General features: G+C 68.2%; 14 protein-coding genes. 5 read left to right on the plus strand and 9 right to left on the minus strand.

Going from position 1 to position 23842, the window contains the following annotated elements; genetic code table 11:
* Nucleotides 1-371: 371 nt before the first annotated feature.
* The 6 genes from GGR48_RS17365 to GGR48_RS17390 form a co-directional block, all read right to left on the minus strand.
* Entirely contained in the window at nt 372-3350 is a 2979-nt protein-coding gene (locus GGR48_RS17365) for a TonB-dependent receptor domain-containing protein (RefSeq protein ID WP_183953110.1), read from the minus strand.
* A 254-nt stretch (nt 3351-3604) separates the two neighbouring features.
* The gene (locus GGR48_RS17370) at nt 3605-6016 is read right to left on the minus strand and encodes a TonB-dependent receptor (protein WP_183953101.1); all 2412 of its coding nucleotides are present in this window, start codon (nt 6014-6016) and stop codon (nt 3605-3607) included.
* Nucleotides 5970-6914, minus strand: coding sequence for a FecR domain-containing protein (locus tag GGR48_RS17375; protein ID WP_183953102.1), 945 nt, complete (start codon nt 6912-6914; stop codon nt 5970-5972). Before GGR48_RS17375 ends, GGR48_RS17370 begins: the two co-directional genes overlap by 47 nt.
* Nucleotides 6915-6935: 21 nt before the next feature.
* Nucleotides 6936-7478 (minus strand): RNA polymerase sigma factor, encoded by a 543-nt coding sequence (locus GGR48_RS17380; RefSeq protein WP_183953103.1) that lies wholly within the window; start codon nt 7476-7478, stop codon nt 6936-6938.
* A 20-nt stretch (nt 7479-7498) separates the two neighbouring features.
* Nucleotides 7499-8302, minus strand: a complete 804-nt coding sequence (locus tag GGR48_RS17385) for a ChbG/HpnK family deacetylase (protein ID WP_183953104.1) — start codon at nt 8300-8302, stop codon at nt 7499-7501.
* Nucleotides 8303-8312: 10 nt separating this feature from the next.
* A complete protein-coding gene (locus GGR48_RS17390; protein WP_240455898.1) occupies nt 8313-9263 on the minus strand; it encodes a glycosyltransferase family 2 protein in 951 nt (316 codons plus the stop codon).
* 186 nt (nt 9264-9449) lie between these two features.
* Between GGR48_RS17390 and GGR48_RS17395 the strand changes: the two genes are divergently transcribed.
* The 3 genes from GGR48_RS17395 to katG all read left to right on the plus strand — a co-directional run bounded on the left by GGR48_RS17395 (nt 9450) and on the right by katG (nt 14103).
* On the plus strand, nt 9450-10919 hold the full coding sequence (locus GGR48_RS17395; protein ID WP_183953105.1) for a hypothetical protein: 1470 nt from the start codon (nt 9450-9452) through the stop codon (nt 10917-10919).
* A 91-nt stretch (nt 10920-11010) separates the two neighbouring features.
* Nucleotides 11011-11664, plus strand: coding sequence for a PAS domain-containing protein (locus GGR48_RS17400; protein ID WP_183953106.1), 654 nt, complete (start codon nt 11011-11013; stop codon nt 11662-11664).
* Nucleotides 11665-11835: 171 nt separating this feature from the next.
* Nucleotides 11836-14103 carry a catalase/peroxidase HPI gene (gene katG / locus GGR48_RS17405; protein ID WP_276207975.1) on the plus strand — a complete coding sequence of 756 codons (2268 nt, stop codon included), beginning with the start codon at nt 11836-11838 and terminating at the stop codon, nt 14101-14103.
* 61 nt (nt 14104-14164) lie between these two features.
* On the opposite strand, the gene GGR48_RS17410 is transcribed toward katG, so the two are convergent.
* The gene (locus GGR48_RS17410) at nt 14165-15829 is read right to left on the minus strand and encodes an MFS transporter (protein WP_183953107.1); all 1665 of its coding nucleotides are present in this window, start codon (nt 15827-15829) and stop codon (nt 14165-14167) included.
* Nucleotides 15830-15845: 16 nt separating this feature from the next.
* Entirely contained in the window at nt 15846-17303 is a 1458-nt protein-coding gene (locus tag GGR48_RS17415; RefSeq protein WP_183953108.1) for a DcaP family trimeric outer membrane transporter, read from the minus strand.
* Nucleotides 17304-17480: 177 nt separating this feature from the next.
* Here GGR48_RS17415 and acs point away from each other — a divergent pair, with 177 nt between their 5' ends.
* Complete coding sequence (gene acs, locus GGR48_RS17420; protein WP_183953109.1) at nt 17481-19406, plus strand: acetate--CoA ligase; 1926 nt, start codon at nt 17481-17483, stop codon at nt 19404-19406.
* The gene (locus GGR48_RS17425) at nt 19403-20038 is read left to right on the plus strand and encodes a response regulator transcription factor (RefSeq protein WP_183953113.1); all 636 of its coding nucleotides are present in this window, start codon (nt 19403-19405) and stop codon (nt 20036-20038) included. The genes acs and GGR48_RS17425 overlap by 4 nt, the downstream gene beginning before the upstream one ends.
* A gap of 259 nt (nt 20039-20297) precedes the next feature.
* On the opposite strand, the gene GGR48_RS17430 is transcribed toward GGR48_RS17425, so the two are convergent.
* Nucleotides 20298-23567, minus strand: a complete 3270-nt coding sequence (locus GGR48_RS17430; protein WP_338110478.1) for a sensor histidine kinase — start codon at nt 23565-23567, stop codon at nt 20298-20300.
* Nucleotides 23568-23842: the final 275 nt, after the last annotated feature.

Below are 23842 nucleotides of genomic sequence, written 5' to 3' on the forward strand. Positions count from 1 at the left end.
GATCCCCAACACACCTTGAATGTGTGAGTGACCGCCAAGCCGCCGCCCGCATGTCCCTTCATCTAACCTACAATGTCAAAGAGCCCGACAACAAATACCGGCAACACCACATCAACCCCGTTCCCAGGGCTTCAAGTGCGCCGATCTGTCGTAGCTGCCTCGGTCGACCGTGTCGGCCACCGCTGCGGTGAAACCCCTCTAGGCGGCTCCCTTTTTACCGTCAACACCTTTTTCACAACAATGTCGTTTTTCTGGAAACGCGCCGTAACAGGACCGCCCTATCCTCCTCGGCTTCCCCGTGTCCTGAAACGCCAAAGCGCACCGGGTCGGCTTGATGGCCGTCCCAGTGCGCCTTGCTCATCCGTGCTTCATCAGAAGTTGAAGTTGGCCCCCGCGCTGAAGCTGCGCCCCACCAGTCCGGCATAGTGCCAGCTGCTGAGATAATTGGGGTTGCTGGTATAGGCCGCCGCCGCCAGCGGTGCGCGGGCATTGGTCAGGTTCTGAATGTTGAAGAAGAACCGGAACTGGTCGTTGACCCGGACCCCGGCATTCAGATCGACATAGACGAACGGCCGGATGTAGCAGGCGTCGCCACCCTTGGGCAGCGGGTCCAGCGCATTGGCGCACGACAGGTCGATCACGCCGTTGACGGGCTTGATCCGGTCGGCCGCGACCTGCTTGATCCGTCCCACATAATAGGTCGTCGCGGTCAGCGAGAATTTGCCGACCTCCAGCGCGTTCTGCCAGTTGCCGCGAACGCGCGGCGTGCCGCCGCCCGACGACAGCTCGTACGGCCCGAGCGTACCGGCATATTTCTGCACCACGCCATCCGGCGTCACCAGGTCGAGCTGGATCACGCGGGTGACGTCCAGGCGGCTGGTGAAGCGGGCGTCGCCGGTCAGCGGCACGCTGAGGTTCATCTGCATGTCGATGCCCGAGCTGACCTGGTAGTTGGCGTTGACATAGGGCACGTCGAACACCAGCAGACGCGGCAGCGCGTTCGGGTTGACGGGATCGGGCGCATCGATGACGTTGCAGCGATAGCCTTGGCCCACCGCCGCCAGCGCGGCGCAGGCCGCCGCGACGTTGGTCTGACCATAATAGGCGTCGATCGCTTCGGCGCGCTTCGGCCCGCTGACGATCAGGTTCGACTTCTTGATGTTGTAATAGTCGACCGTCAGGTTGAACCAGCGCGTCGGGCGGAAGATCGTGCCGACGGTGAAGCTGCGCGACACTTCGGGCATGATGTCCGGATTGCCGGTCGCGCCGCTGCCGATATTGTAGCTGTTCGTATAGGCCGGGTTGCCCGGATGCGCGTTCACGAAGCCCGCAGGCGGCGCGAAGGACGAGAAGCCCGAATAGCTGCTGGCCGGATTGTTCTCGGCGAAGGTCGGTGCGCGGAAGCCCTGCGAATAGGTTGCGCGCAGCGAGAACTGCTCGACGGGCGTGAACTTCATGCCGACCTTGGGCGAGAAGTGGCCATAGCCCTGCGAGTAGTGGTCGTAGCGGCCCGACACGTTCAGGTCGAACTCGCGCAGGAACGGCATGTCGGCTTCGAAGAAGCCGGCGGTCACCGTCTGACGCCCCTGGGCCGATGAGGTGTTCAGCCCGTAATAGCTAAGGTCCGCATTCTGGTTGCGGTTCATCAGCGTCTCGCGGCGAAGCTGAAAGCCCGCGCCGACATTCAGATCGCCACCCGGCAGTTCCATCAGCGACTTCAGCAGCGAGCCGCCGATGGTCGCGACCGTCGAATAGGACGGGGTGGTGCGGATCGGCGAGACCTGGGCACGCACCGCCGCGCTATTCTGCTCGGGGTTCACGAAGTTATAGGCGCCCGTGTTGATCGCGCCCAGCAGGCCCTGGATGTTGATCGCGCCGAACTGAGTCACGCTCAGATAATCGCGGGCATAGACGCCGTTCAGACGGAATTTGAAGCCGCCGCCCAGATCGCCCGAAATGCCCGCCGTGGTGCGGAACACGTCGACATAGCGGTGGCTGCCCGCGGGGATGTCGCCGAACAGATAGTAGATGCGCGCCGCACCCTGCCCCGGATTGTTCGCAAAGGCCGCGGCATAGGGGTTGTTCGGGTTGAGCCGGCGGTCCGCCGCATTGGCGCAGTTGATGCCGGTCGCGCAGACATAGACCGGCAGGACGATGCCCGGGCTGGTGGATGCCAGTGCGGCCGAGCCGCCAAAGGGCTGGGTCTGACGGATACCCGCCGGAGTGCCCCGGATGTCGACCTCGGAATGCGAGAAGCTGGCGCTGGCGAACGCTTCCCAGCCTTCCGCCAGGCGGACGTTCAGGCGCGCGGTGGTCGAGTAACGCTGCTGACGCGGCTGGATGATCGAATATTCGGCGGGCAGGTTATGCGCGCAGCCGGTGCCCTGCGCCGCGCCCGAGGTCACCGTGAAGGTGCCGAACGGGCAGGCATTGGGGTTGAGCAGCTGATACTGGTTGGTCGGGGGCGCCCCGACCTGACCGGCGAGCGGATTGTTGAGGTCGCTCTGGCTTACGCGGGTGACGACGGCCTGCGGGTTGGCCGCCAGCAGCGAGTCATCGTTGCGGTTACGGTCCGACAGCCCGCTCGGGCGCAGGTCCAGCGTGTTGAACGGATAGCCGCGCGAGTTGTTGGTGATAAACCCGTCATAGGTATATTCACCGTTCACGTAGAAGTTGAAGCCCTGCTCGCGATAGTCGCCGATGCCGGCGGTCAGCGTCGCGCGGTAGCGTGCGCCATCCGCCTTTTCGGTCGTGCCGCCCTGGACCGATCCCTCGATGCCCTGGACGTTCTTGCGGCTGATCAGGTTGACCACGCCGCCGATCGCGTCGGCGCCATAGGTGGAGGACGCGCCGTCCTTCAGCACTTCGATGCGGTCGATGGTGCTGAACGGGATCGAGTTCAGATCGACATAGGCGTTGTGGCCGTCATCGTTCAGCGGGAAGTTCGCCGAGCGCAGGCCGTCGATCAGCACCACGGTCGACGACACGCCCAGACCACGCAGCGACACCGCCGCGCCGCCGGCCGAGAAGCCGTTGCGGAAACCGGTCGAGATCGAGCCGGCGCTGTCGGCCGAGACCGAGCGGATCGCGTCCTGCGCGGTCGTGATGTTGGCGCGCAGCAGCGTCTGCGAGGTCAGGACGGTGACCGGCGAGATCGAGCTGGCGTTCGAATCACGGAACAGCGTGCCGGTAACGACGACCGTCCCGGCCTGCCCGGCGTCGGGGGCGACCGGCGCCTTCTTGATCTGGACATTCTGGTCTGCCGGCGTGTCCGGCGTCGCGCTCTGGTCGGTGGCCTCCGTCGCCGGTGCCGTCGTCGCCGTCTCCTGCGCATAGGCCGGGGTGGCCATCGCGATCAGCAAGGCGGCCGTCGAAATCCCGACGCGCAGCGCCGAAGATGCGGAATTCGTCACATTCACGAAATCATTCCCCCCATGAGTGCAGCGGCACGAGCCGACGCTGCGAGGGGGCGCTTATCCCTGACACTCTTACTGGATTGTTAAAATGTTACCGCTATGACGACAGCGACGATTGCAAAAGGTCTGTGGCTTCGAAAGTCACGACTGACATGGCGGCCAGTGAAAACTCGCAGACGGCAAGTACTTCAAAACCCGATCTTTACGCCAAGACGCGCATTGACGGGGCGGAGCGGCGTCGTCTGATCGCGAGCGCTCAAGATCAGCGGGTTGCCGGAGGCGAAGCGATTGCCACTACCATCGAGCGCATTGTCCACCGACAGGGTCATGGTCGATCGGCCCTGCGTCCACCAGGCCGACACATCCGCCACGCCGTAGCGGCCCTGGGTAACATCGAACAGATCGCCCGCGCCGAGCACGGAGCGGCCGACATAGGAGGCGCTTGCCGCGACGCCCAGCCGGCTTCGCGCCCCGGCCGCCCATTCGTAACGCAGCGCGCCGCTGACGGCGATCGGTGGGGTGTCGGGCAGGCGGCGATTGTCGCGCAGCGACGTATCCGCCAGCGCGCCGCGCACCCGGTTGCCAGTGTAGAGGAAGGACAGGGTCGCATCGAACCCGGCGAACGGTACCCAGTCCGCCATGCCCTCGACCGCACCGATCCGGGCATCGCCGATATTGGCGGTATAGGGCAGGCCGCGCCGCGTCACCAGATCGGCCTGGATGTCGCGCCACCGCGCCTGTGACAGGGTGGCGGTGAAGGCGACGCCGGTTGGCCCCTGGCGCAGGCGGCGCAAGCCCAGCTCGGCCAGAATGATCGCATCGGGCCGGAAATCGGCGACACGGCCGATCAGGCGCGCCACCGCCAGGCCGCCGGTGCGAAAGCCGGTCTGCACCCGCCCGAACATCGCCAGCTCAGGGGCCAGCTTCCACGAGAAGGCCACGGTCGGATCGACACGCCGGGTCAACTGGCCGGCGATGAAATTCTGTGATCGCGGGCGAAAGGACGGGTCGCCATCGGTCCGCGCCTGGGTGGCGCGCAGGCCCAGCGTCAGCGTGACGTCGGGCCGCACCGCGATGCTCGCCTCCCCGAACAGCGAGGCGCTGCGCGTGCGGTTGGTAACGCCGATGATCTCCATCGGGGTCGCGGCAAAGCCAAAGGCGCGGTTCTGACTGTCGCGATTGTCGAGCAGGCTCAGCCCGACGACCCAGGAGCCGCCATCCGCGCCATGTCGCGACAGCCGCATCTCATGGCTGAGCAACCGCTTGGTCCGCTGGGTCTGATAGATGATCGGCGCCCCTGCCCCCGCCTGCCGGCGCGACGCCTCGAACAGATCATCGGCCGACGCGGCCGCCAGTCCGGTGGCGGACACGAGCTCCAGCCCGCTGTCGAACCGGCGGGTGACGCCGATACTGCCCAGCAGGATGTCATTGTCATAGGGCTGGGCCAGCCCCGATCGCCGGGCCAGATCGCCGACCTGGCGCTCGGCATAGCCCGCATCGGCGGCGCGGATCAACTGGTACAGCCCGCCCAGATCGACGGTCCACCCGGCCCCCGGCACCACCCGCAGCGCCAGCCGTCCCCCTTGCGTATCGACCCGATTCACGTCGCGCGCGCCGCGATAGGCATCGTCGATATAGCCGCCGTCCCGCACCCGATAGAGGGTGCCGCGAACCCCCGCGACATCAGCGATCAGCGGCAGGTTGAGCGTCGTAGCCAGATCGGCACCGCCCGCGCCGCCGCGCGTCACCGTGACGCCCGCCGTCATGCTGCCGCCGGCATGGCGCAGATCGACCGGATTGGGCATCAGGTGGATGACGCCACCGATCGCGCCCGCGCCATAGAGCGTGCCCTGCGGCCCCTCCAGCACCTCCACCCCGGCCATGTCGTACAGGCGGATCGCGGGATCGGCGCCGGAGAAGCCGAGCTGGACATCGCCGAAATAGACGCTGGCGGTCGACTGGGTCGCGCCGATGAAGCTGCTGTCGGCGATGCCGCGAATGAACACCTTGTCACGGCCGGGACCGAAGCCGGTCGTCTGGAGAATGGGAGAGACGCGGGCCAGCGTGCCCAGATCCGGGGCCGGCGCGCCGGGCGGCATGGCATGACCGGCCGTCGACAGGCTGCCGGGATAGCGCAGCAGTGACACGCGCTGCTTGCTGGCGGTGACGATGATGTCGGCGCTGGTGGTGACGGGCGGCGGTAGGTCGGCGCGCGGAACGGGCGCGCCGCGTCGTTCGGGCTGCGCTCGACGGACGGGTGCCGTGTCGCGCACCACGCGGAAGCTGCGCGCGTCGATCCGCTCGGCACGATAGCCCGACCCCCGCAGCAATCGGCCGAGCGCCGCCGCCGCCGAGACCGCCCCCGTCACCGCCGGCGTCCGCACCCGCGCCAGGCCGGGATCGAGGCTGACAATATCCACACCCGCCTGCCGGCCGAGCATCGTCAAGGCGCGGTCGAGCGTCGTCGCGGGAATGGCAAGGCGGGGCGCGGGCTGCGCGGCGGCGGGCGTGGCGAGGCCCGCGACGATCGCGGCCAGGATCAGCGCATGCGGCCTAGCGGGACGAACCGCCCGGCGCCTCGATGATCCAGTCCTCGCCATTGCGTCGCCAGTCCGCCCCGATCAGCGCCGCCACATGAGGCACGTCGCGCTCCGCCTTCCCCGTCAGCGCGACCATGCCGGTAAACGGGCGCTGCGCCAATGCCCCCGTCAGGTTCAGGCGCGTCCCATAGAGACGTCGCCACGCCGACGCCAGATCGCCCAGCGTCGCGCCCGTCAGCGCGATGCGGCCCTGTCGCCAGCCGCCGACATCCGCCGGGGCGACGGTGCCCCGCACGGCATGGCCGCTGGCCTCGTCGGTCAACAGCGTCTGGCCGGGGGTCAGGGTGATGCGGTCGCGATCGGGCTGGACCATGACCGAACCCGATGCGACCTGCACCGCCAGGCGGGGGCCATCACGCGCGACGTCGAACACCGTGCCCAGATCGCGCACCGCCACGCCCCCCGCCGTGAGAGTAAAGGGGTGCGCTGCATCGTGCCGGACGGTGAACAGCGCCTGCCCGCGATCGAGCGCGGCGACCCGGTCGTCATGATGGTCGAGCGTCAGCCGGGTGCCGCCGCTCATCTCGATCCGGGTGCCATCGCCCAGCGCGACGACGCGCCGCTCGCCCGCCGCCGTCTCGACGCTGTAGGGGTCGGGGCGCTGCGCCAGCATTACCGGGGCCAGCAGCGCCGCCGCGACGGCCGCCGCCACCGATCCACCGATCACGCCGCGCCAGCGCCGGACCGGCGCCGCATCGTCATTCGCGGCCTCCAGCGGGGCCGGAGCCGGGGCCGGCGGGATCGCGCGGTCGACCATCGCCACCCGGTCGAACGCGGCGGCATGCGCCGGGTCCGCCTCCAGCCAGGTGACGAACGCCATCCAGTCGTCGGCGGTCATCTCTGCCTGGCGCAGATGCCAGTCGATCGCCGTGTCGATGATCGTCGCGTCAGTGGTCACCGCCCGCCCCTTCCTTCATCATCAACCGGTCCCTTCATCATCAAGACGACGCCGATCGCCCCGATCCGCACCATCGTCGCCCGCCGCCTCGACCAAGCGCCGGAAACCCCGGCGCAGCAGCTTTTCGACCCCGCTGACGCTGATCCCCAGCGTCTCGGCGATCCGGCGCTGCGGCTGCTGCTCGAAGCGGGACAGGCGCAGCGCGGTGCGCATCCGCTCGGGCATGTCGGCCATCGCACCCTCGACCCGGGCCAGCTGGTCGCGTGCGATCAGTTGGCGTTCGGTGTCGGGCCATTCCTCCGCCCCCGGCTGTACCGCGTGCCAGGCGCTGTCGCGCGCGGTGCGGCGCTGCATCGCGATCCGCCGATCGGTCGCCAGATTGGCCGCGACCCGGAACAGGAAGGCGGCGGGCTGGTCGATCGGCCGGTCGACCATGGTGTCGATGCGCAGCCACATGTCCTGCAGCACATCCTCCGCCTCGGCATGGCTGCCCAGACGCGCGACGAGCAGCCGGAGCAGCGCCGGCCGCTGTTCGAGGATCAACGCCTGAAGACCGCCGCTCATCGTCAGGGCTGATGCGGCATTCAGGTGGGAAAGGTCAAACCCCGATCCGTCGCGAGCTGTGCCAGCGGCAGACGGCGCAGCGCCTGTGCCTCGACCGGACGCGCCGCCGCGATCGCATCGCCCGCCCGCTCGCCCGCGCCCGGATGGCACATCACCAGATGCGCCTCCCCCGGCCGGCGGAGAAAGGCGGGGAACAGTGCGGCATAGTCGCCGCGAAAGTCGTAATGGCCGGCAAAGCCCTGATTGCAGGCCAGCCCCCGCCGCGCCGCCGCCGCGCGGAAGCCGCGCGAATGCCAGGCGCTGGCCAATGCCTTGCCCCGGAACGGGCGCGCCAGCAGGGCCGGCAACGCATCCTCATTGGTGCGCAGCCACGCATCCGGCGCACGACGCGCGGCGATGTCGAGCACCACCTCGCGGATTTGCGGCAGCGCATGGCTGTGCTGGTGTCCGTCGACGAACGCCGGCGCGCGGCCCATGGCCTGCTCGAACCGGTCGAACTGCGCCTCCACCTCGGCGGCGATCTCGGCGAGCGGCAGGCCGGCTTTGGTCGCCTGTCGCTCGAGCGTCTGGATGGTCGGCAACGTGCCCGATGGCGCCAGTCCCGCCATGGTGGTCACGGGGCGCTCCTCGGTCAGGACGAGGTGAAGCCCGATCGCGACCTGCGGCGACAGCCCCTGCAACAACGCGCTGTCCGCCGCCCAATTAGGCATCAGCGTCATGCAGCTCGTGGCGTTCAGCCGCCCCTCGGCCGCCAGCTCGGCGATGGTCGCGCTGACCGCCGGTGAGAAGGCGAAGTCGTCGGCGCACAAGATCAATCGCGACATCGATGCGACCTCAGGCGAGCGCCGGCTGGGCGGCGGCCAGCGCCGGCGCGGCCAAGGGTTCGGCCGTCTGATGAACCTGTTCGCGGATGCTGCTGCTCATCAACCGCCGCCGGGCCAGACGCGGGCCGAGGAAGCGATAGAAGAACCAGTCCCCCGCACGCGGCGCGCAGGCGCTATAGGCCAGCCGCTCGAACAGCGTCCACCGGATCGACACCCGGTCGCGCTTGCGTGGCGAGGGCGCGCACCACAGGTCCATCGCATAGCGCATCGTGCCGTACCGCATCATGCGGTGGACGATCTCGTGATCCTCCAGCACATAGCCCCAGATGGCGGGATCGAAGCCGCCGGCGGCGATCAACACCTCGGTGCGGAAGCACTCGCCCGCGCCCCCGGTATGGCATTGATGCGGCAGCGCGCGCGCCTGGGTCAGGATCAACCGCCCCGGCCCCATCCGAGCAGCGGCATCGGAGTCCGCCGCCGCCCAATAGGCCCCGGCGACGACACACCCGTCCTGGCGCAACAGCGTTTCGGCGGCTTCCAGATAGTTGGCGGGATAATAGGTGTCGGCGTCGCAGGTCGCGACATAGGGGGTGTGGACCCAGACCAGCCCGGTCTGCAACGCCTGGACCTTGCCCGGCCGCCGCTCGGTCAGCAACAGATGGTCGAGGCCCAGCCGCTCGCAGGTCGCCCGTGCCGTCGCGGCGCTGGCATCGGTCGAGCCATTGTCGATCAGGATCAGTCGCGCCGTGCGGGTCTGTGCGGCCAGGCTTTCGATCGTGGCGGCCAGATAATCCTCTTCGTTGAAGAAGGGGATCAGGATGGTCCAGTCGTGCGACCCGTGGACGATGGCCGGCTTGGCCATGGCAAGGGCGTCGGAACATTGGGTGACGTCGAGCAGCATCGTTCGCGATCCATGAGCTTCCCGGTCGATCACCTTGGGGCGCGGGACACGGACGGGCATCGCCCCTCCCTTCCCACGTCAGTCGAATGCCCCCCGGCAACCTCCCTCCAAGGGCATGACGACGCCGATCGCGCCGATCCGCACCACCCTCGTGAAAAATTGTTGAATCGATTTTCAGGGCGGTCGGCCGTAGAGATCGGGGTGCCGATCGCATCTGCGCAGGCCCTTCTTCATCCCGTTCGAGACATGATGCGAACCCTATCCGCCGTCGCCCGGTCGCCCCTGCCCTCGGCCCTGTTGCTCCTGCTGGTCGCGGTGCTGCTGCGCGCGCACGACTTCGGAAACCCGGTCATCCATGTCGACGAGCAATATTATCTGCTGGTCGGCGACCGGATGCTGCACGGGGCCTGGCCCTATCTCGACCTGTGGGATCGCAAGCCGGTCGGGCTGTTCGCGCTGTTCGCGGCGATGCGGATGCTGCCCGGCGACCCCATTCTGGGCTATCAGCTGACCGCGACCCTGTTCGCCACCGCGACCGCCTTCCTGATTGCGCGCGGCGCGGTCCGGCTGGGCGCGACGGCGGAAGCCGCGCTGGCGGGGGGCGTCGCCTATCTCATCTGGCTGTCGCTGTTCAGCGGCGGTGGTGGCCAGTCGCCGGTCTTCTACAATCTGTTCACCGTCGGGGCCGCGCTCCTGACGCTGCATCTGCCGCAATGGGCGGCGCGGCGCGACACGCGCGCGATCCTGTTGAGCGGTGCGGCGGCCTGTTTCCTGTCGGGGTTGGCGATCCAGACCAAATATACGCCCGTGGTCGAGGGCGCGTGGTTCGGGCTGGCCCATTGCTGGTATGCGCGGCGGGCGGGTGTCTCGTGGGGGGTGCTGATCCTCGCCGCTCTGACCTGGATCATCCTGGCCCTGCTGCCGACGCTGGCCGTCATGGCGGTTTATTGGCAGCGCGGGCCGGCGGTGTTCGAGGCCTTCTGGTTCGCCAATTTCGCGTCCGTCACCCTGCGCAAGGGCTATCCCGCCGCCAAGATCGCCGGGCGGCTGGCGGGCAGCTGGTCGCAGCTGTCGCCCTTCGTCCTGTGCGCCGTCCTGGCGCTCCGCACCCGGCCGTGGCGAGCAGAGCTGGGACTGGCCTTTGGCTGGCTGGCCGCCGCGCTGATCGCCTATGCGATGATCGGCGCCTTCTTCGACCATTATGCCCTGCCCGTCCTCGCACCCCTGACGATGATCGCCGCGACGATGCTCGGTCGCCGGCGCTGGGCGATCCCGCTGTTGCTGGCGACCGGGCTGATCCTGTTTGCGACCCGTGTCCTGACGGTGCCGAGCGATGCCGCCGGCGCGCGGCTGGTCGGCCGCGTCGTCGGCGTGAACAGCGGCCACGAATGTCCCTATGTCTTTGCCGGCGATTCCGTCACCTATCTGCTGGCGGGCACCTGCATCCCGACCGCGCGCGCCTTCCCCTCGACCCTCGCCTATGAGCCGGAGCGCGGGGCGAGCGGCGTGGACGAGGTGGCCGAGGTCCGCCGCATCCTGGCGACCCGCCCGCCGGTGATCGTGACGCTGGACCAGCCCTTCGCGACCTGGAACCGCGCGACGCACGCGCTGGTCGAACAGGCCATCGCCCGCGACTACCGGCTGGTGCTGCGCGTACCGCGGGAAGAGGGGCACAGCCTCGTCTATCTGCGGCGCGACCGGCCATTCATGCGATAGGCCCCTGACCGGGAACGCCACCAAGCTGATTGAGATTTAGTTGCAAGAGCGGCATAGTCGCGGGCGAGGGCGTTCAGAATACAGGGTAAAGATGCCGACCGCACATTGCGTCTCCACGATCGACGGCATCATCCTTGCCGCCGACCAGGCCTTTCTCGAACTGGTCGGCCGGCCCGAAGACGAGGTGATCGGCGCCACCTACCAAAGCATCACCCATCCCGACGACATAGGCCGCAGCGCCGACATGCTGGTCTCGCTGGTCAAGCGCGCCGCCCCGATCCGGTTGCAGAAGCGCTATCTCCGCCCCGATGGCACCGCGATCGCGGCCAATCTGTACGTCACCCGGTTCGACAATCCCGACCGGCTGGTCAGCACCCTGTTCTGGAACGAGCAGGGTCGCGATCTGCCCCCGGCGCGGCTGTGGGACATGGCGCTGCGCGTCAAGCGCCTGCGCGAGATACGCAAGGCCGAGCTGGGTGTCGAACTCGCGACTGATCCGGTGGGGTCGGTGCTGAACTGCGTCTATCTCGCCGAGGCGGAGGGCCGCATCGTCGGGCTGAGCGACATTTCCACCGAATGCGACATCCCGCCAAGCCTGACCGCGCGCTGGGTCGATGTCCTGAGCAAGCGCGGCATCCTCGAAACCTGCTCGACGCCCGAGCGCAACGTGCAATTCACCCATGCGGGCATCGTGAAGGTCGAGCGTATCCTGGCATCAGCCTTCGACGTGCCGGTTTCGGACTGAGGCCGCCTCGACCACACCCTGTGCATCCGGCAACGCCAAGGGCTTCGCGCGGATCATCGATACCGCACCGCATCCTGCAATCGATGACAGTGATCGGGTTATCCCGTTTTGCAGGTCGCCCCCGCATTTCTAATCGGCCCCGGCACGATAACCGAAAGCCAAAGGGGCCTTATGCCGATTGCACCCATTTCCCTGTTCGCCATGGCGGCCGCGCTCGCCGGCGCGCCGCAACAGGTCGACGGACCCAAGCCCAACAAGCCCGCCACCGCCGCCAAGACCGTGACGCAGGACCCGCCCGCACCGGTCGTCGCCCGCCCCGGCGGCATGACCAACCGCGACTGGTGGCCCAGCCGGCTCGACCTGACGGCGCTGCGCCAGCATGAGGCGACGCGCGCCAACCCCTACGGCGCCGACTATGACTATGTGAAGGAATTCAACGGCCTGGACCTGGATGCGGTCAAGGCCGACATCCGCAAGGTCCTTCACACGTCGCAGCCCTGGTGGCCGTCCGACTATGGCAATTACGGCCCCTTCTTCATCCGCATGGCCTGGCACAGCGCCGGCACGTACCGCGCCGGTGACGGGCGTGGCGGCTCGGACGGTGGCGAGCAGCGTTTCGATCCGCTCAACAGCTGGCCCGACAATGTCAGCCTGGACAAGGCCCGCCGCCTGGTCTGGCCGATCAAGCAGAAATATGGCCGCAAGCTTAGCTGGGGCGACCTGATGGTGCTCAGCGGCAATGTCGCGCTGGAGGATATGGGCTTCAAGACGGTCGGCTTCGCCGGCGGCCGCGTCGATGCATGGCAGCCGGACGTCGTCTTCTGGGGGCCCGAGACCAAGATGATGGGCAGCGAGCGCACCCATGCGGACGGCTCGCTCAAGCGTCCGCTGGCGGCGACCACCATGGGCCTCATCTACGTCAACCCGGAAGGGCCGAACGGCAATCACGATCCGATCGGCGCCGCCGCCGACATCCGCCGCGCTTTCGGCAACATGGCGATGAACGACGAGGAGACGCTGGCGCTGATCGCGGGCGGCCACACCTTCGGCAAGGCGCATGGCGCGCATGCCCAGAAGCCGTGCCTGGGCGTCGAGCCGACCGCCGACGCGATCGAGCAGCAGGGCCTGGGCTGGGCCAATAAGTGCGGCAAGGGTCATTCCGAGGATACGATCACCTCGGGCCTGGAGGGCGCCTGGTCGGCCGCCCCCACCCGGTTCACCACCCAATATATCGACAATCTGCTCAACTATGACTGGGTGAAGACCAAGAGCCCGGCCGGCGCGACCCAGTGGATTCCGACCGATCCGGCGGCGGCGCAGCTGGTGCCCGACGCGCATCTGCCGAACGTCCGCCATGCGCCGATCATGTTCACCACCGACATCGCGCTGAAGGACGATCCCGCCTTCCGCAAGATCCTGGAAAGCTGGCAGAAGAACCCGGAGCTGTTCAGCAAGGCCTTCGCCCGCGCCTGGTTCAAGCTGACCCATCGCGATCTCGGCCCCCGCGCCCGCTATCTGGGCAAGGACGTGCCGGCGGAAACCTATGTCTGGCAGGACCCCCTGCCCGCCGCCAGCTTCGCCCCCATCGGTGCGGAGGATCAGGCGAAGCTGAAGGCGATGGTGCTGGCCTCGGGCCTGTCGGGTCCGGCGCTGATCCGTACCGCCTGGGCCTCGGCCTCGACCTTCCGGAGCACCGACATGCGCGGCGGGGCGAACGGCGCGCGGCTGCGGCTCGACCCGCAACAGGGTTGGGCGGTCAACGATCCCGCCGAGCTGAAGACGGTGCTGGCCAAGCTGACCGCGATCCAAAAGGATTTCGCGCGCGGCGGACGGCAGGTATCGCTGGCCGACCTGATCGTGCTGGGCGGCAATGCCGCGGTCGAGCAGGCCGCACGGGCCGGCGGCATGACGGTCAGTGTTCCCTTCACCCCCGGACGCGTCGACGCCACCCAGGCGCAGACCGACGTCGCCTCCTTCGCCCATCTGGAACCGGTCGCCGATGGCTTCCGCAACTATTACGGCTCCAAGGCGGAGGTGAGCGCACCCGAGGCACTGGTAGACAAGGCGGACTCGCTCGACCTGACCGTGCCGGAGATGACCGTGCTGGTCGGTGGCATGCGCGCGATGGGCGCGAACAGCGGCGGCTCTAAGAACGGCGTGCTGACGACCCGTCCGGGGACGCTGAGCAACGATGTCTTCGTCAACCTGCTCAGCATGGACACGGTCTGGACCAAGTCGGCGACCCCGGGCCTTTATGAGGGCAAGGACCGGGCGACGGGTGCGGCCCGCTGGACCGCGACGCCGGTCGACCTGATCTTCGGGTCGAACAGCGAACTGCGCGCCGTGGCCGAGGCCTATGCCGCCGACGACGCCAAGGAGACGTTCGTCACCGACTTCGTCGCGGCGTGGACCAAGGTCATGAACGCGGACCGCTTCTAAACACGAAAGGGTCCGGCAGGCTTTCGCTTGCCGGACCCCTTCTCTCCTTCGCGGGACCGCCTTAGTCCTCGATACGGCGGCGGAACGTCTCCGGCAGGAACACGATGCCGATGGCCAGCGTGATCGCCGCCAGCACGACTGGATACCAGAGGCCGTAATAGATGTCGCCGGTCGCCGCCACCATGGCGAAGGCGGTGGTGGGCAGGAACCCGCCGAACCAGCCATTGCCGATATGATAGGGCAGCGACATCGAGGTGTAGCGGATACGGCTGGGGAAGAGTTCGACCAGCAGCGCCGCGATCGGGCCATAGACCATGGTCACCAGCATCACCATGAACCACAGGATCAGGACCACCTTGGCCTTGTTCATCCCCTCCGCCTTGGTCGGATAGCCCGCCGCCGTGATCGCGGTCTTCAGCTGGTCCTGATAGGCGGTGATGGCGGCGGCACGATCGGCCCCGGTCACCTTCGAGGGATCGGGCGCGGTGAAGCTCTGCCCGCCGATCCGCACCGTGGCGATGGTCCCCGCCGGTGCCTCGACATTGTCGTAGTTGATGCCGTTCTTCGCCAGGAAGGACTTGGCGATGTCGCACGACCGCGCGTCGAACTTGTTCTTGCCCACGGGGTCGAACTGGAACGAGCAGTCGCCGTCATGGCTGACGACCGTGACCGGCGATGCCGCCTGCGCGCGGGCCAGCGTGGGATTGGCGGCATTGGTCAGCGCCCCGAACAGCGGGAAATAGGTCAGGCACGCCAGCGCGCAGCCCGCCATGATGATCGGCTTGCGCCCGATCCGGTCCGACAGCCAACCGAAGAAGACGAAGAAGGGCGTGCCGAACAACAGCGCGACCGCCATCAGGACGTTGGTCGTCGCGCCATCGACCTTCAGCATCTTCTCGAGGAAGAACAGCGCATAGAATTGCCCGGTATACCAGACGACACCCTGTCCCATCGCCGCGCCGAACAGCGCGATCAGGACGATCTTCAGGTTCGACCAGCGACCGAACGCTTCGGTCAGCGGCGCCTTGGAGACGGTGCCCTCATCCTTCATCTTCTGGAAGACCGGGCTTTCCGACAGTTGCAGGCGAATCCACATCGATACGCCGAGCAGGATGATCGAGACGAGGAAGGGCAGGCGCCAGCCCAGATCGCCGAAGAACTCCTCGCCCAGCGCGGTGCGGAAGCCGATGACGACCAGCAGCGCGGCGAACAGGCCCATCGTCGCGGTCGTCTGGATGAAGCTGGTATAGAGGCCACGGCGGCCGGCGGGCGCGTGTTCGGCGACATAGGTCGCCGCCCCGCCATATTCGCCGCCCAGCGCGAGGCCCTGAAGGATGCGCAGCAGGACGAGGATGATCGGCGCGGCCACCCCGATCGTGCCATAGGAGGGCAGCAGGCCGACCGCGAAGGTCGACAGGCCCATGATGCCCATGGTGACGAGGAAGGTGTTCTTGCGCCCGACCATGTCGCCGATCCGACCGAACACGATCGCCCCGAACGGCCGCACCGCGAAACCGGCAGCGAACGCACCGAGCGCCAGGATGAAGCCCGTCGTCTCGTTCACGCCCGAGAAAAAGTGCCGCGAGATATAGGTCGCCAGCAGGCCGTAGAGATAGAAGTCGTACCACTCGAACACGGTGCCCAGCGACGAGGCGCCAATCACCAGCTTGTCATTCTGCTTTACGGCGGAGCCATGCGCCCCGCCGCTGTCATAGGTCGTCGCCATGCGATCGCTCCTCCGCTTAGAAACCATATTTGAAGGCGAATTCAATGCGATCCAGCGCACCCCGGTCACCCGAGGTCAGCTCGCGGATCGCGTGTCGATATTCGACGCCGATGTCGAAACCCTTGCCCGGCGACCAGAACAGGTTGGCCGCCCCGCTATACGCCTTGGCATTGGCCAGGCCCGTCAGCACGAAGCCGTCCGGGTAGCGCGTGTCCTGATAGCTGCCCATGAAGGTCGAGCGGATCGTCGGCGTCCAGCCCAGCTTCACCGCGGCGAAGGCGGCGAAATTGCCGATGGTGCGCAGCCGGTTGCCGACCGCCCCGCCATAGATCGCGTCGGGCACATAGCCGAGGCCCAGATAGCGGCCGATGCCGTCGCCGTAGGTGACCATGAAGCGCAGGTCACTCAGCTTGCCGAGCGGCACCTTGCCCGATCCCGACAGGCCCCAGCCGAACGCGGTATCGCCGATGCCCAGCGTCTCGGTGCGCAATTGCCGCGCGATGCCGGCCAGCGCGAAGTCGCCGAAGCCGGGCTTCCAGTTCAGGCGGGCGACGACATCGGGAACATTGTCGTCATCGGTATCGACCAGCGCGGGATTGGTGGGCAGCGCGGTCTGCGTCTCCGGGTTCTCCAGCGCGACCTGGAGCGTCACCTGCTTCGACAGCGGAGTGGAATAGCGGATCAGCGCCTGGCGGTTGAACACGGTGCCGTCGAGCGGGCCGACGAAATCGGTCGTCTCGGGCAACACGCCGATATTCTGGAAGGTCGACCATTCCTGCCCGACCAGCAGCCCGCCATATTCGATGAAGCCGCGCCGGAAGGTCGGGACATAGGGATTGGTCGCCCGCTGCGCACCGACGGGGGCGGTCGCCAGCGCGAAGTCGAACTCGATCAGCGTCTTGGCCTCGATCCCGTTCACCGGCGTCGCGGTGCTGACCGACAGGCGCGTCTGCCGCGCCGAGAAGAGCAGGTCCTGGCTGGAGAAGCCGCCACCGACCGGGATCTGCTGCGGCAGGAAGAATTCCTTGCCTAAGCCCCCGACCGCGGCCTCGCCGTCATTATAGCGGCTGCCGATGACGTTCAAACGGACGAAGCCGCCGATCTTGACCGTGGTGTTGCCGACGCGAAACCCGTCGGTCGGTGCGGCGGCCAGCGCCCCGACGCTGCTTTCGGAGCGGCGGCCCGCTGGCGGCGGCCCCGTTCGCGCGACGACGGTGGGCGCGGCGGTGGAGGTGCCCGGTTCGGTGACGCCGGGCGCGGTCTGCGTGATCGCCACCGGGCCGGTCGATGCGGGCGGTGGGCGATTGCGCAATTCGGCGCGCAGGTCCTGCACCGCCTGTTCCAACAGCTTCAGCCGAGCCTCCAGCTCGGCCTCGCGCGCGGTCTGGGCCATGGCGGGCACCGGCAGGCCGGCCATCAGCCCGACCCCCGTCCACCACATGACGCGACGCGCCCGCAATGCACCTCTCTGCATGCGATCCCCTCCTCAGGCGATGCGGCCGGCCCTGATTGTCGGGTCTCGGCTCGTTCCACACAGCGTGGGGCAGTGCCGGCCGGCCGTAAATGCGACCAAAGTCGTAGGCGTCCGGACCCCCGAGCAACTTGACCCACGCCCCCACGTTGCGAAAGGTTCAACGGCAAGGAGAGAATCATGCCCGACGTCCGCCCCGCCCCGACCGCCCCGGCCGGCAGCATCGACCGCCAGGAGTATGACCGCCGCTATCAGGCGGCCGCCGCCGATCCGGAGGGCTATTGGCGCGAACAGGCCAAGCGCCTTGACTGGATGACCCCGTTCGAGCGCGTCAAGGACGTGTCGTTCGACGAAGCCGACTTCCGCATCCGCTGGTTCGACGGCGGCGAACTCAACGTATCGGCCAATTGCCTCGACCGGCATCTGGCGACACGCGGCGACCAGCCGGCGATCGTCTGGGAAGGCGACGAGCCGGGCGAGACCAAGACGCTGACCTATCGCGAACTCCACGCGCTGACCTGTCGCTTCGCCAATGTCCTGAAGGACAATGGCGTCGCCAAGGGCGACCGCGTGACCCTCTATCTGCCGATGGTCGCCGAGGCGGCCGCCGCGATGCTCGCCTGTACCCGGATCGGCGCGATCCATTCGATCGTGTTCGGCGGCTTTTCGCCCGACAGCCTCGCCAACCGCATCCAGGATTGCGACTCCAAGCTGGTCATCACCGCCGACGAAGGCTGTCGGGGCGGCAAGCGCATCCCGCTCAAGGCCAATGTCGACGCCGCGCTGGAGAAATGCCCCGGCGTCGAGCGCGTGCTGGTGCTGCGCCGCACGCACAAGGACATCCCGATGGTGGACGGCCGCGACGTCTGGCTGGACGATGCGCTCGCCGCCGCCTCGCCCGATTGCGCGCCCGAGCCGATGGCGGCCGAGGACCCGCTGTTCATCCTCTATACCAGCGGGTCGACCGGCAAGCCCAAGGGCGTGCTGCATACCACCGCCGGCTATCTGCTCTGGGTGACGCAGACCTTCCGCGACGTGTTCGACTATCGCGACGGGGAGGTGTTCTGGTGCACCGCCGACATCGGCTGGGTCACCGGGCATAGTTATGTCGTCTATGGTCCGCTCGCCAATGGCGCGACGACGGTGATGTTCGACGGCGTGCCCAGCTATCCCGACCATGGCCGGCTGTGGGAGACGGTCGATCGGCTGGGCGTCAACATCCTCTACACCGCTCCTACCGCAATCCGCGCGCTGATGCGCGAGGGCGACGACTGGGTCACGCGCCATTCGCGCCAGAGCCTGCGCCTGCTCGGCACGGTCGGCGAGCCGATCAACCCCGAAGCCTGGGAATGGTATTGGCGCGTCGCCGGGGACGGACGCTGCCCGATCGTCGACACCTGGTGGCAGACCGAGACCGGCGGCATCCTGATCGCCCCCCTGCCCTATGCGACCGACCTGAAGCCCGGTTCGGCGACCAAGCCGCTGCCCGGCGTGCTGCCCCAGATCGTCGATGCCGAGGGGAAGGTGCTGGACGGCGCGGTCGAGGGCAATCTGGTCATCGCCGATAGCTGGCCGGGGCAGATGCGCACCGTCTGGGGCGATCATGATCGCTTCTTCCAGACCTATTTCACCACCTATCCGGGCAAATATTTCACCGGCGACGGATGCCGCCGCGACGCGGACGGCTATTACTGGATCACCGGCCGGGTCGACGACGTCATCAACGTGTCGGGCCACCGCATGGGCACGGCCGAGGTCGAGTCCGCGTTGGTCGCCCACACCAAGGTCGCCGAGGCGGCGGTCGTCGGCATGCCGCACGACGTGAAGGGCCAGGGCATCTATGCCTTCGTCACGCTCAACAGCGGCGAGGAACCCGGCGACGCGCTGCGCGACGAACTGCGCCAATGGGTGCGGCGCGAGATCGGGCCGATCGCCAGTCCCGACGCGCTGCAATTCGCGCCGGGCCTGCCGAAGACCCGCTCGGGCAAGATCATGCGCCGCATCCTGCGCAAGATCGCCGAGAACGACACCGCCAATCTGGGCGACACCTCGACGCTGGCCGATCCGTCGGTGGTCGAGACATTGGTCGCGGAGCGGGTGCACTGACGCGAAAGATCCTGATCGCCGACGACCATCCGCTATTCCGCCAGGCGCTGGGCCTGGCGGTCGCCCGGATCGCCCCGGACGCGCAGGTGGTCGAGGCCGGGACGCTCGACCGCGCCACCATGGTGGTGCGTGAGGCGGGCGAGGCGCTGGTATTGATCCTGCTCGACCTCAACATGCCGGGCGCGGTCGGCTATTCGGCGGTCGCGCTGCTGCATGCCGAGGTGCCGGCGGTGCCGATCCTGGTGATCTCCAGCGCCGACCTCGCCGCCGCCCGGCCACAGGTGGCGCGGTTCGGCGCGGTCGGTTTCCTCGGCAAGGACGAAAGCCTGCAGACGATCGAAGCCGCGATCGGCGCGGCGCTGGCCGGTGAGCGGATGGCAATCGACACAGGCGACGCCGATCACGACATGGCCGAGCGGGTCGCCGCGCTGACCCCGACCCAGTTGCGCGTGCTGATCGGCGTGCTGGACGGGCGGCTCAACAAACAGATCGCCTTCGACCTCGGCATCAGCGAGGCGACGGTGAAGACCCATATGACCGCGGTCCTGCGCAAGCTGAACGTCGGCAACCGTACCCAAGCGGCCCTGGCCGCACGGACGCTGGGGCTGGAGACGGCGGGACACGGGGTTTAGCGCGGGGTGGTTTGGGGTGCAGTCTCCCCTCCCCTGAAGGGGAGGGGCTTGATTGAGCCGATGCGCAACCGTCGTGAATCAGGCCGAAGCGGCATTCAGATAGGCCCTTCTTGTCCTTCGCCCCTCTCAGAGGGGAGAGGGTTGCGCAGACTTGGTCTTTGCCAAAGCAAAGGCCTAGTCGGAGCTGGGTGAGGGGTGCGGCGCTCGCTAGCCGAGCGCGCGAGCCGTCAGGCTCGCTCAACCCCTCACCCAAGCTGCGCTAGCCCTCTCCCCTATCCAGGGGAGAGGGCGTGTCAGCGTCAATATCGATCGGCCCTAGGCCTGACAGCCATTCCGCCAGTAAATCCGGATCGACTGGCTTCAGCAACACGGCGATCCCGGATGCCTTCGCCTGTTCGGCCAGCGACGGGCTGCCATCGGCGGTGATCAGGATGACGGGCAGCGAAGGCCGGTCGCGGCGCAGTTCGGCGATCAGGGCCAAGCCGTCATCGTCCCCCAGATCATAATCGACCAGCGCTGCGTCGATCTCGTCGACAAGGCCCAGCGCGCCCGTGCGGTCGGATACGGTTAGCACCCTATGGCCCGATCGGCCCAGCAAGGCCTCCATCCCCGCACGGACTGCCGGATCGTCGTCGACGACTAGCAGCGTCATGCTCCTCACCGGCCGCACTCGTGCATGTCCGATCGTATCGGATGGCTTTGGAGCGACATCCGTCACGCCGCCCTCCGCCACCGGCAGCATGAGGGTGAAACGACTCCCCCGCCCGACGACGCTGTCGAGGTCCTGCGAGAGGCCGAGCAGCCGCACCGTCCGCTCGACGATCGCCAGCCCCAGCCCGACCCCGGCGTCCTCACCCGTGTCGAGCCGCTCGAACTCGCGAAAGATGACGCCGCGCCGGTCCTCCGGGATACCCGGCCCGGTATCCATCACCTCGATCCGGACGTCGCCCCCGCGCCGCCGCACGGCGACGACGATCCCTCCCGCCATGGTGTAGCGCACCGCATTGCCGATCAGATTCTGGACGATCTGGCGCAGCAGCACCCGGTCGGTCCGAACCGTCACGTCGCCGCCCATGACCCGCAGCCGCAGCCCCTTGGCCGCCGCCTGCCCGGCGAAGCCCGCGACCAGATCGTCGAGCAGCGCACGCAGGCCGAAGACGGCCGGCTTGGGCACGATCCCCCCCGCATCCAGCTTGGAGATGTCGAGCAGCGCGCGCAGCAACTGCTCGGCCGCGACGATCGAGCGGTCGATCCGCTCGACCAGCGGGTCCTCGCGCTCGCGGGCCAGTGCGGCGGCGAACAGCCGCGCCGCGTGCAGCGGCTGGAGCAGGTCATGGCTAGCCGCCGCCAGGAAACGCGTCTTGTCACGCGTCGCGGCGGCAAGCGCGGCATTGGCCTGCGACAGCGCGGCGGTGCGTTCGCGGACCCGGCTCTCCAGCGCGTCGCGCGCCGCCTCCGCCGCCGCCAGCGCCCTGGCCTCGGCGGTGGTGTCAGTGAAGCTCATGACATAGCCGCCGCCGGGCATCGGGCCGCCTACCGTCTTGAGCACGCGGCCGTCGGGTCGGACGCGAACGAAGCTGTGCGGCGTGCCGCGTCGCATATGCGCCAGCCGCCGCTCGACATGGTCGCGCACCTCGCCCGGTCCGCATTCGCCGGCCAGCGCATTGAAGGCGATCGCATCGGCGATCGGCGCGCCGACCCGGATCAGCCCCGGCGGAAAGTCGAACAGCTCCAGATAGCGGCCATTCCACGCGATCAGGTTCAGGTCGGCATCGACCACGCTGACGCCCGAATCGATATTCTCCAGCGTCGCGGCCAGCAGCCCCTTGGAAAATTGCAGGCTCTGCCCGCTCTCGTCGAGCATCCGGGTCACGTCATCGACCGACATCGCCGCCCCCGACAATGCCGAGGCGACGAGGACGCGGGCGGAGGGCGCGCCCACCACCTCGGCGATCAGCCGCTCGGCGCGGCGGGCGGTCTGCTGGTCGATGCGCTCACCCTCGCCCAGCACCGCCGTGGCGCGCTCCATGCCGACGAACCGGCCGGCCAGCCGGATCAGCTCGGCGCGGTCACGGATGGTGGCGATCCGGTCGTCACGGTGAAAGACGAGGCGCGGCGCGCGGATGCGGCGCGCCAGTACCGCGCCATGGACGAGCAGATTGACCAGCAGGCTGGCCACCGCACCCTCCGACACCAGGTCGAGCCCGGCGAACCCCGGATGCGGCAGGATCGGGCGGCCGATGATCGTCGGCACGAACAACGTGATCGCCCACATCATCAGCCCGGCGGTCAGCCCCGCCTTGGCCGATACCGGATCATGCCCACGCGCGCGCACCGCCAGGATCAGCGCGGGCGCGAACTGCGCCATTGCGGCGAAGGCGACCAGGCCGATGGCGGCCAGTCGCTGTCCGGGCGGGATGACCAGCGCATAGGCCAACGCCACCGCCATCAGCAGCAGCATGACCGCACGACGCACCCAAAGCAGCGCGCCGCCGATGTCGCGTGCCTTGGCGAGACTGGGCGAGCGGAGCAGGATCGGGCCGACCAGATCGTTCGACACCATGGTTGCCAGCGCGATCGTCTCGACTAGCACCATGCCGGTCGCGGCGGAAAAGCCACCTAGGAAAACCAGCAGCGCCAGCCAGGATTCGCCGCGCGCCAGCGGCATGTCGATCACCAGCAGGTCGGGATCGGCGACCGACGCCGTGCCTAGACAACCCGCCAAGGCGATCGGCACCACCAGCAGCGCGATGACCGCCAGATAGGTGATCAACGGCCAGCGCGCCGCCACCGGATCGCCGGGCGAGGTCGCCGCGACCACCGCCACGAAGAACTGGCGCGGCAGGCAGACGATCGCCGCCGCCGCGAGCAGGGTGATGACGACGAAATTGGCATCAAGCGCATCAGGCGCGAACCGCCCGGCCAGCGCGGCCACCGCGATGCTCCGGTCGGCGGGTGCGGCCTGTGCGATCAGCAACAGCGAGAACAGACCGATCGCGACAAAGGCCGCGAACTTGACCACGGACTCGATCGATACCGCGACCAGCACGCCGTCATTGCCCCCGGCCCGCTCCAACCGGCGATTGCCGAACAGCATCGCAAAGCCCGCCAGCACGATCGCGGTGACGACGATCGGCCCGCCGCTATTCGCGCTGCCGGTCAGGTCGGCATAGGTCGTGCCGACCGAGCGCAATTGCAGCGCCAGATAGGGCACGGTGCCGAACAGGGCCAGGATCGTGACGAGCGCCGCCACGCCCCGGCTCTTGCCGAACCGCGCGCCGATGAAGTCGGCGATCGACGTCGCCCCCTCCTCCTGCGCCGCCTTGACCAGCCGCGCGAGGAAGCCCGGCATCAGCAGGAAGACGAGGATCGGCCCGAGATAGATGGGCAGATAGGCCCAGCCGGTCGCCACCGCGCTGCCCACCGCACCGTGAAAGGTCCAGCTGGTGCAATAGACCGCAAGGCCCAGCGTATAGACGATCCGCCGCCGCGCACCGCGCAGCCGCGCCCGCTCGCTGAGAAAGGCCACGCCGGTCAACAGCCCGGCATAGCCCACCGCGATCAGGAACAGGGCCAGGCCGCTCAGTCCGTTATCCTCTCTGGAACGTCATCGGTGCGTATCGACTTGGACGCGCCCCTCCCCTTCAGGGGAGGGGTTGGGGTGGGGCCTCGCCACCGGCCTGGCGCTTCGGGAAGCGGGGGGCCCCCCCCCCCCCCCCCCCCCCGCCGGGGGGGGGGGGGGGGGGGGCCGCGCCGGGGGGGGGAGGCGACGCCCCCCCCGCCCCCCCCCCCCCCCCCGACACC

The organism is Sphingomonas pseudosanguinis (assembly GCF_014196255.1).
GTDB lineage: Bacteria > Pseudomonadota > Alphaproteobacteria > Sphingomonadales > Sphingomonadaceae > Sphingomonas > Sphingomonas pseudosanguinis.

Bases quoted from the DNA above. Each gene is read 5' to 3' on its own strand.
- katG (WP_276207975.1), top strand. From the start codon at position 11,836: ATGCCGATTGCACCCATTTCCCTGTTCGCCATGGCGGCCGCGCTCGCC.
- GGR48_RS17380 (WP_183953103.1), bottom strand. From the start codon at position 7,478: ATGAGCGGCGGTCTTCAGGCGTTGATCCTCGAACAGCGGCCGGCGCTG.
- GGR48_RS17385 (WP_183953104.1), bottom strand. From the start codon at position 8,302: ATGTCGCGATTGATCTTGTGCGCCGACGACTTCGCCTTCTCACCGGCG.
- GGR48_RS17415 (WP_183953108.1), bottom strand. From the start codon at position 17,303: ATGCAGAGAGGTGCATTGCGGGCGCGTCGCGTCATGTGGTGGACGGGG.
- GGR48_RS17395 (WP_183953105.1), top strand. From the start codon at position 9,450: ATGATGCGAACCCTATCCGCCGTCGCCCGGTCGCCCCTGCCCTCGGCC.
- GGR48_RS17410 (WP_183953107.1), bottom strand. From the start codon at position 15,829: ATGGCGACGACCTATGACAGCGGCGGGGCGCATGGCTCCGCCGTAAAG.
- GGR48_RS17370 (WP_183953101.1), bottom strand. From the start codon at position 6,016: ATGGCGAGGACTGGATCATCGAGGCGCCGGGCGGTTCGTCCCGCTAGG.
- GGR48_RS17400 (WP_183953106.1), top strand. From the start codon at position 11,011: ATGCCGACCGCACATTGCGTCTCCACGATCGACGGCATCATCCTTGCC.
- GGR48_RS17390 (WP_240455898.1), bottom strand. From the start codon at position 9,263: ATGCCCGTCCGTGTCCCGCGCCCCAAGGTGATCGACCGGGAAGCTCAT.
- GGR48_RS17365 (WP_183953110.1), bottom strand. From the start codon at position 3,350: ATGGCCACCCCGGCCTATGCGCAGGAGACGGCGACGACGGCACCGGCG.
- acs (WP_183953109.1), top strand. From the start codon at position 17,481: ATGCCCGACGTCCGCCCCGCCCCGACCGCCCCGGCCGGCAGCATCGAC.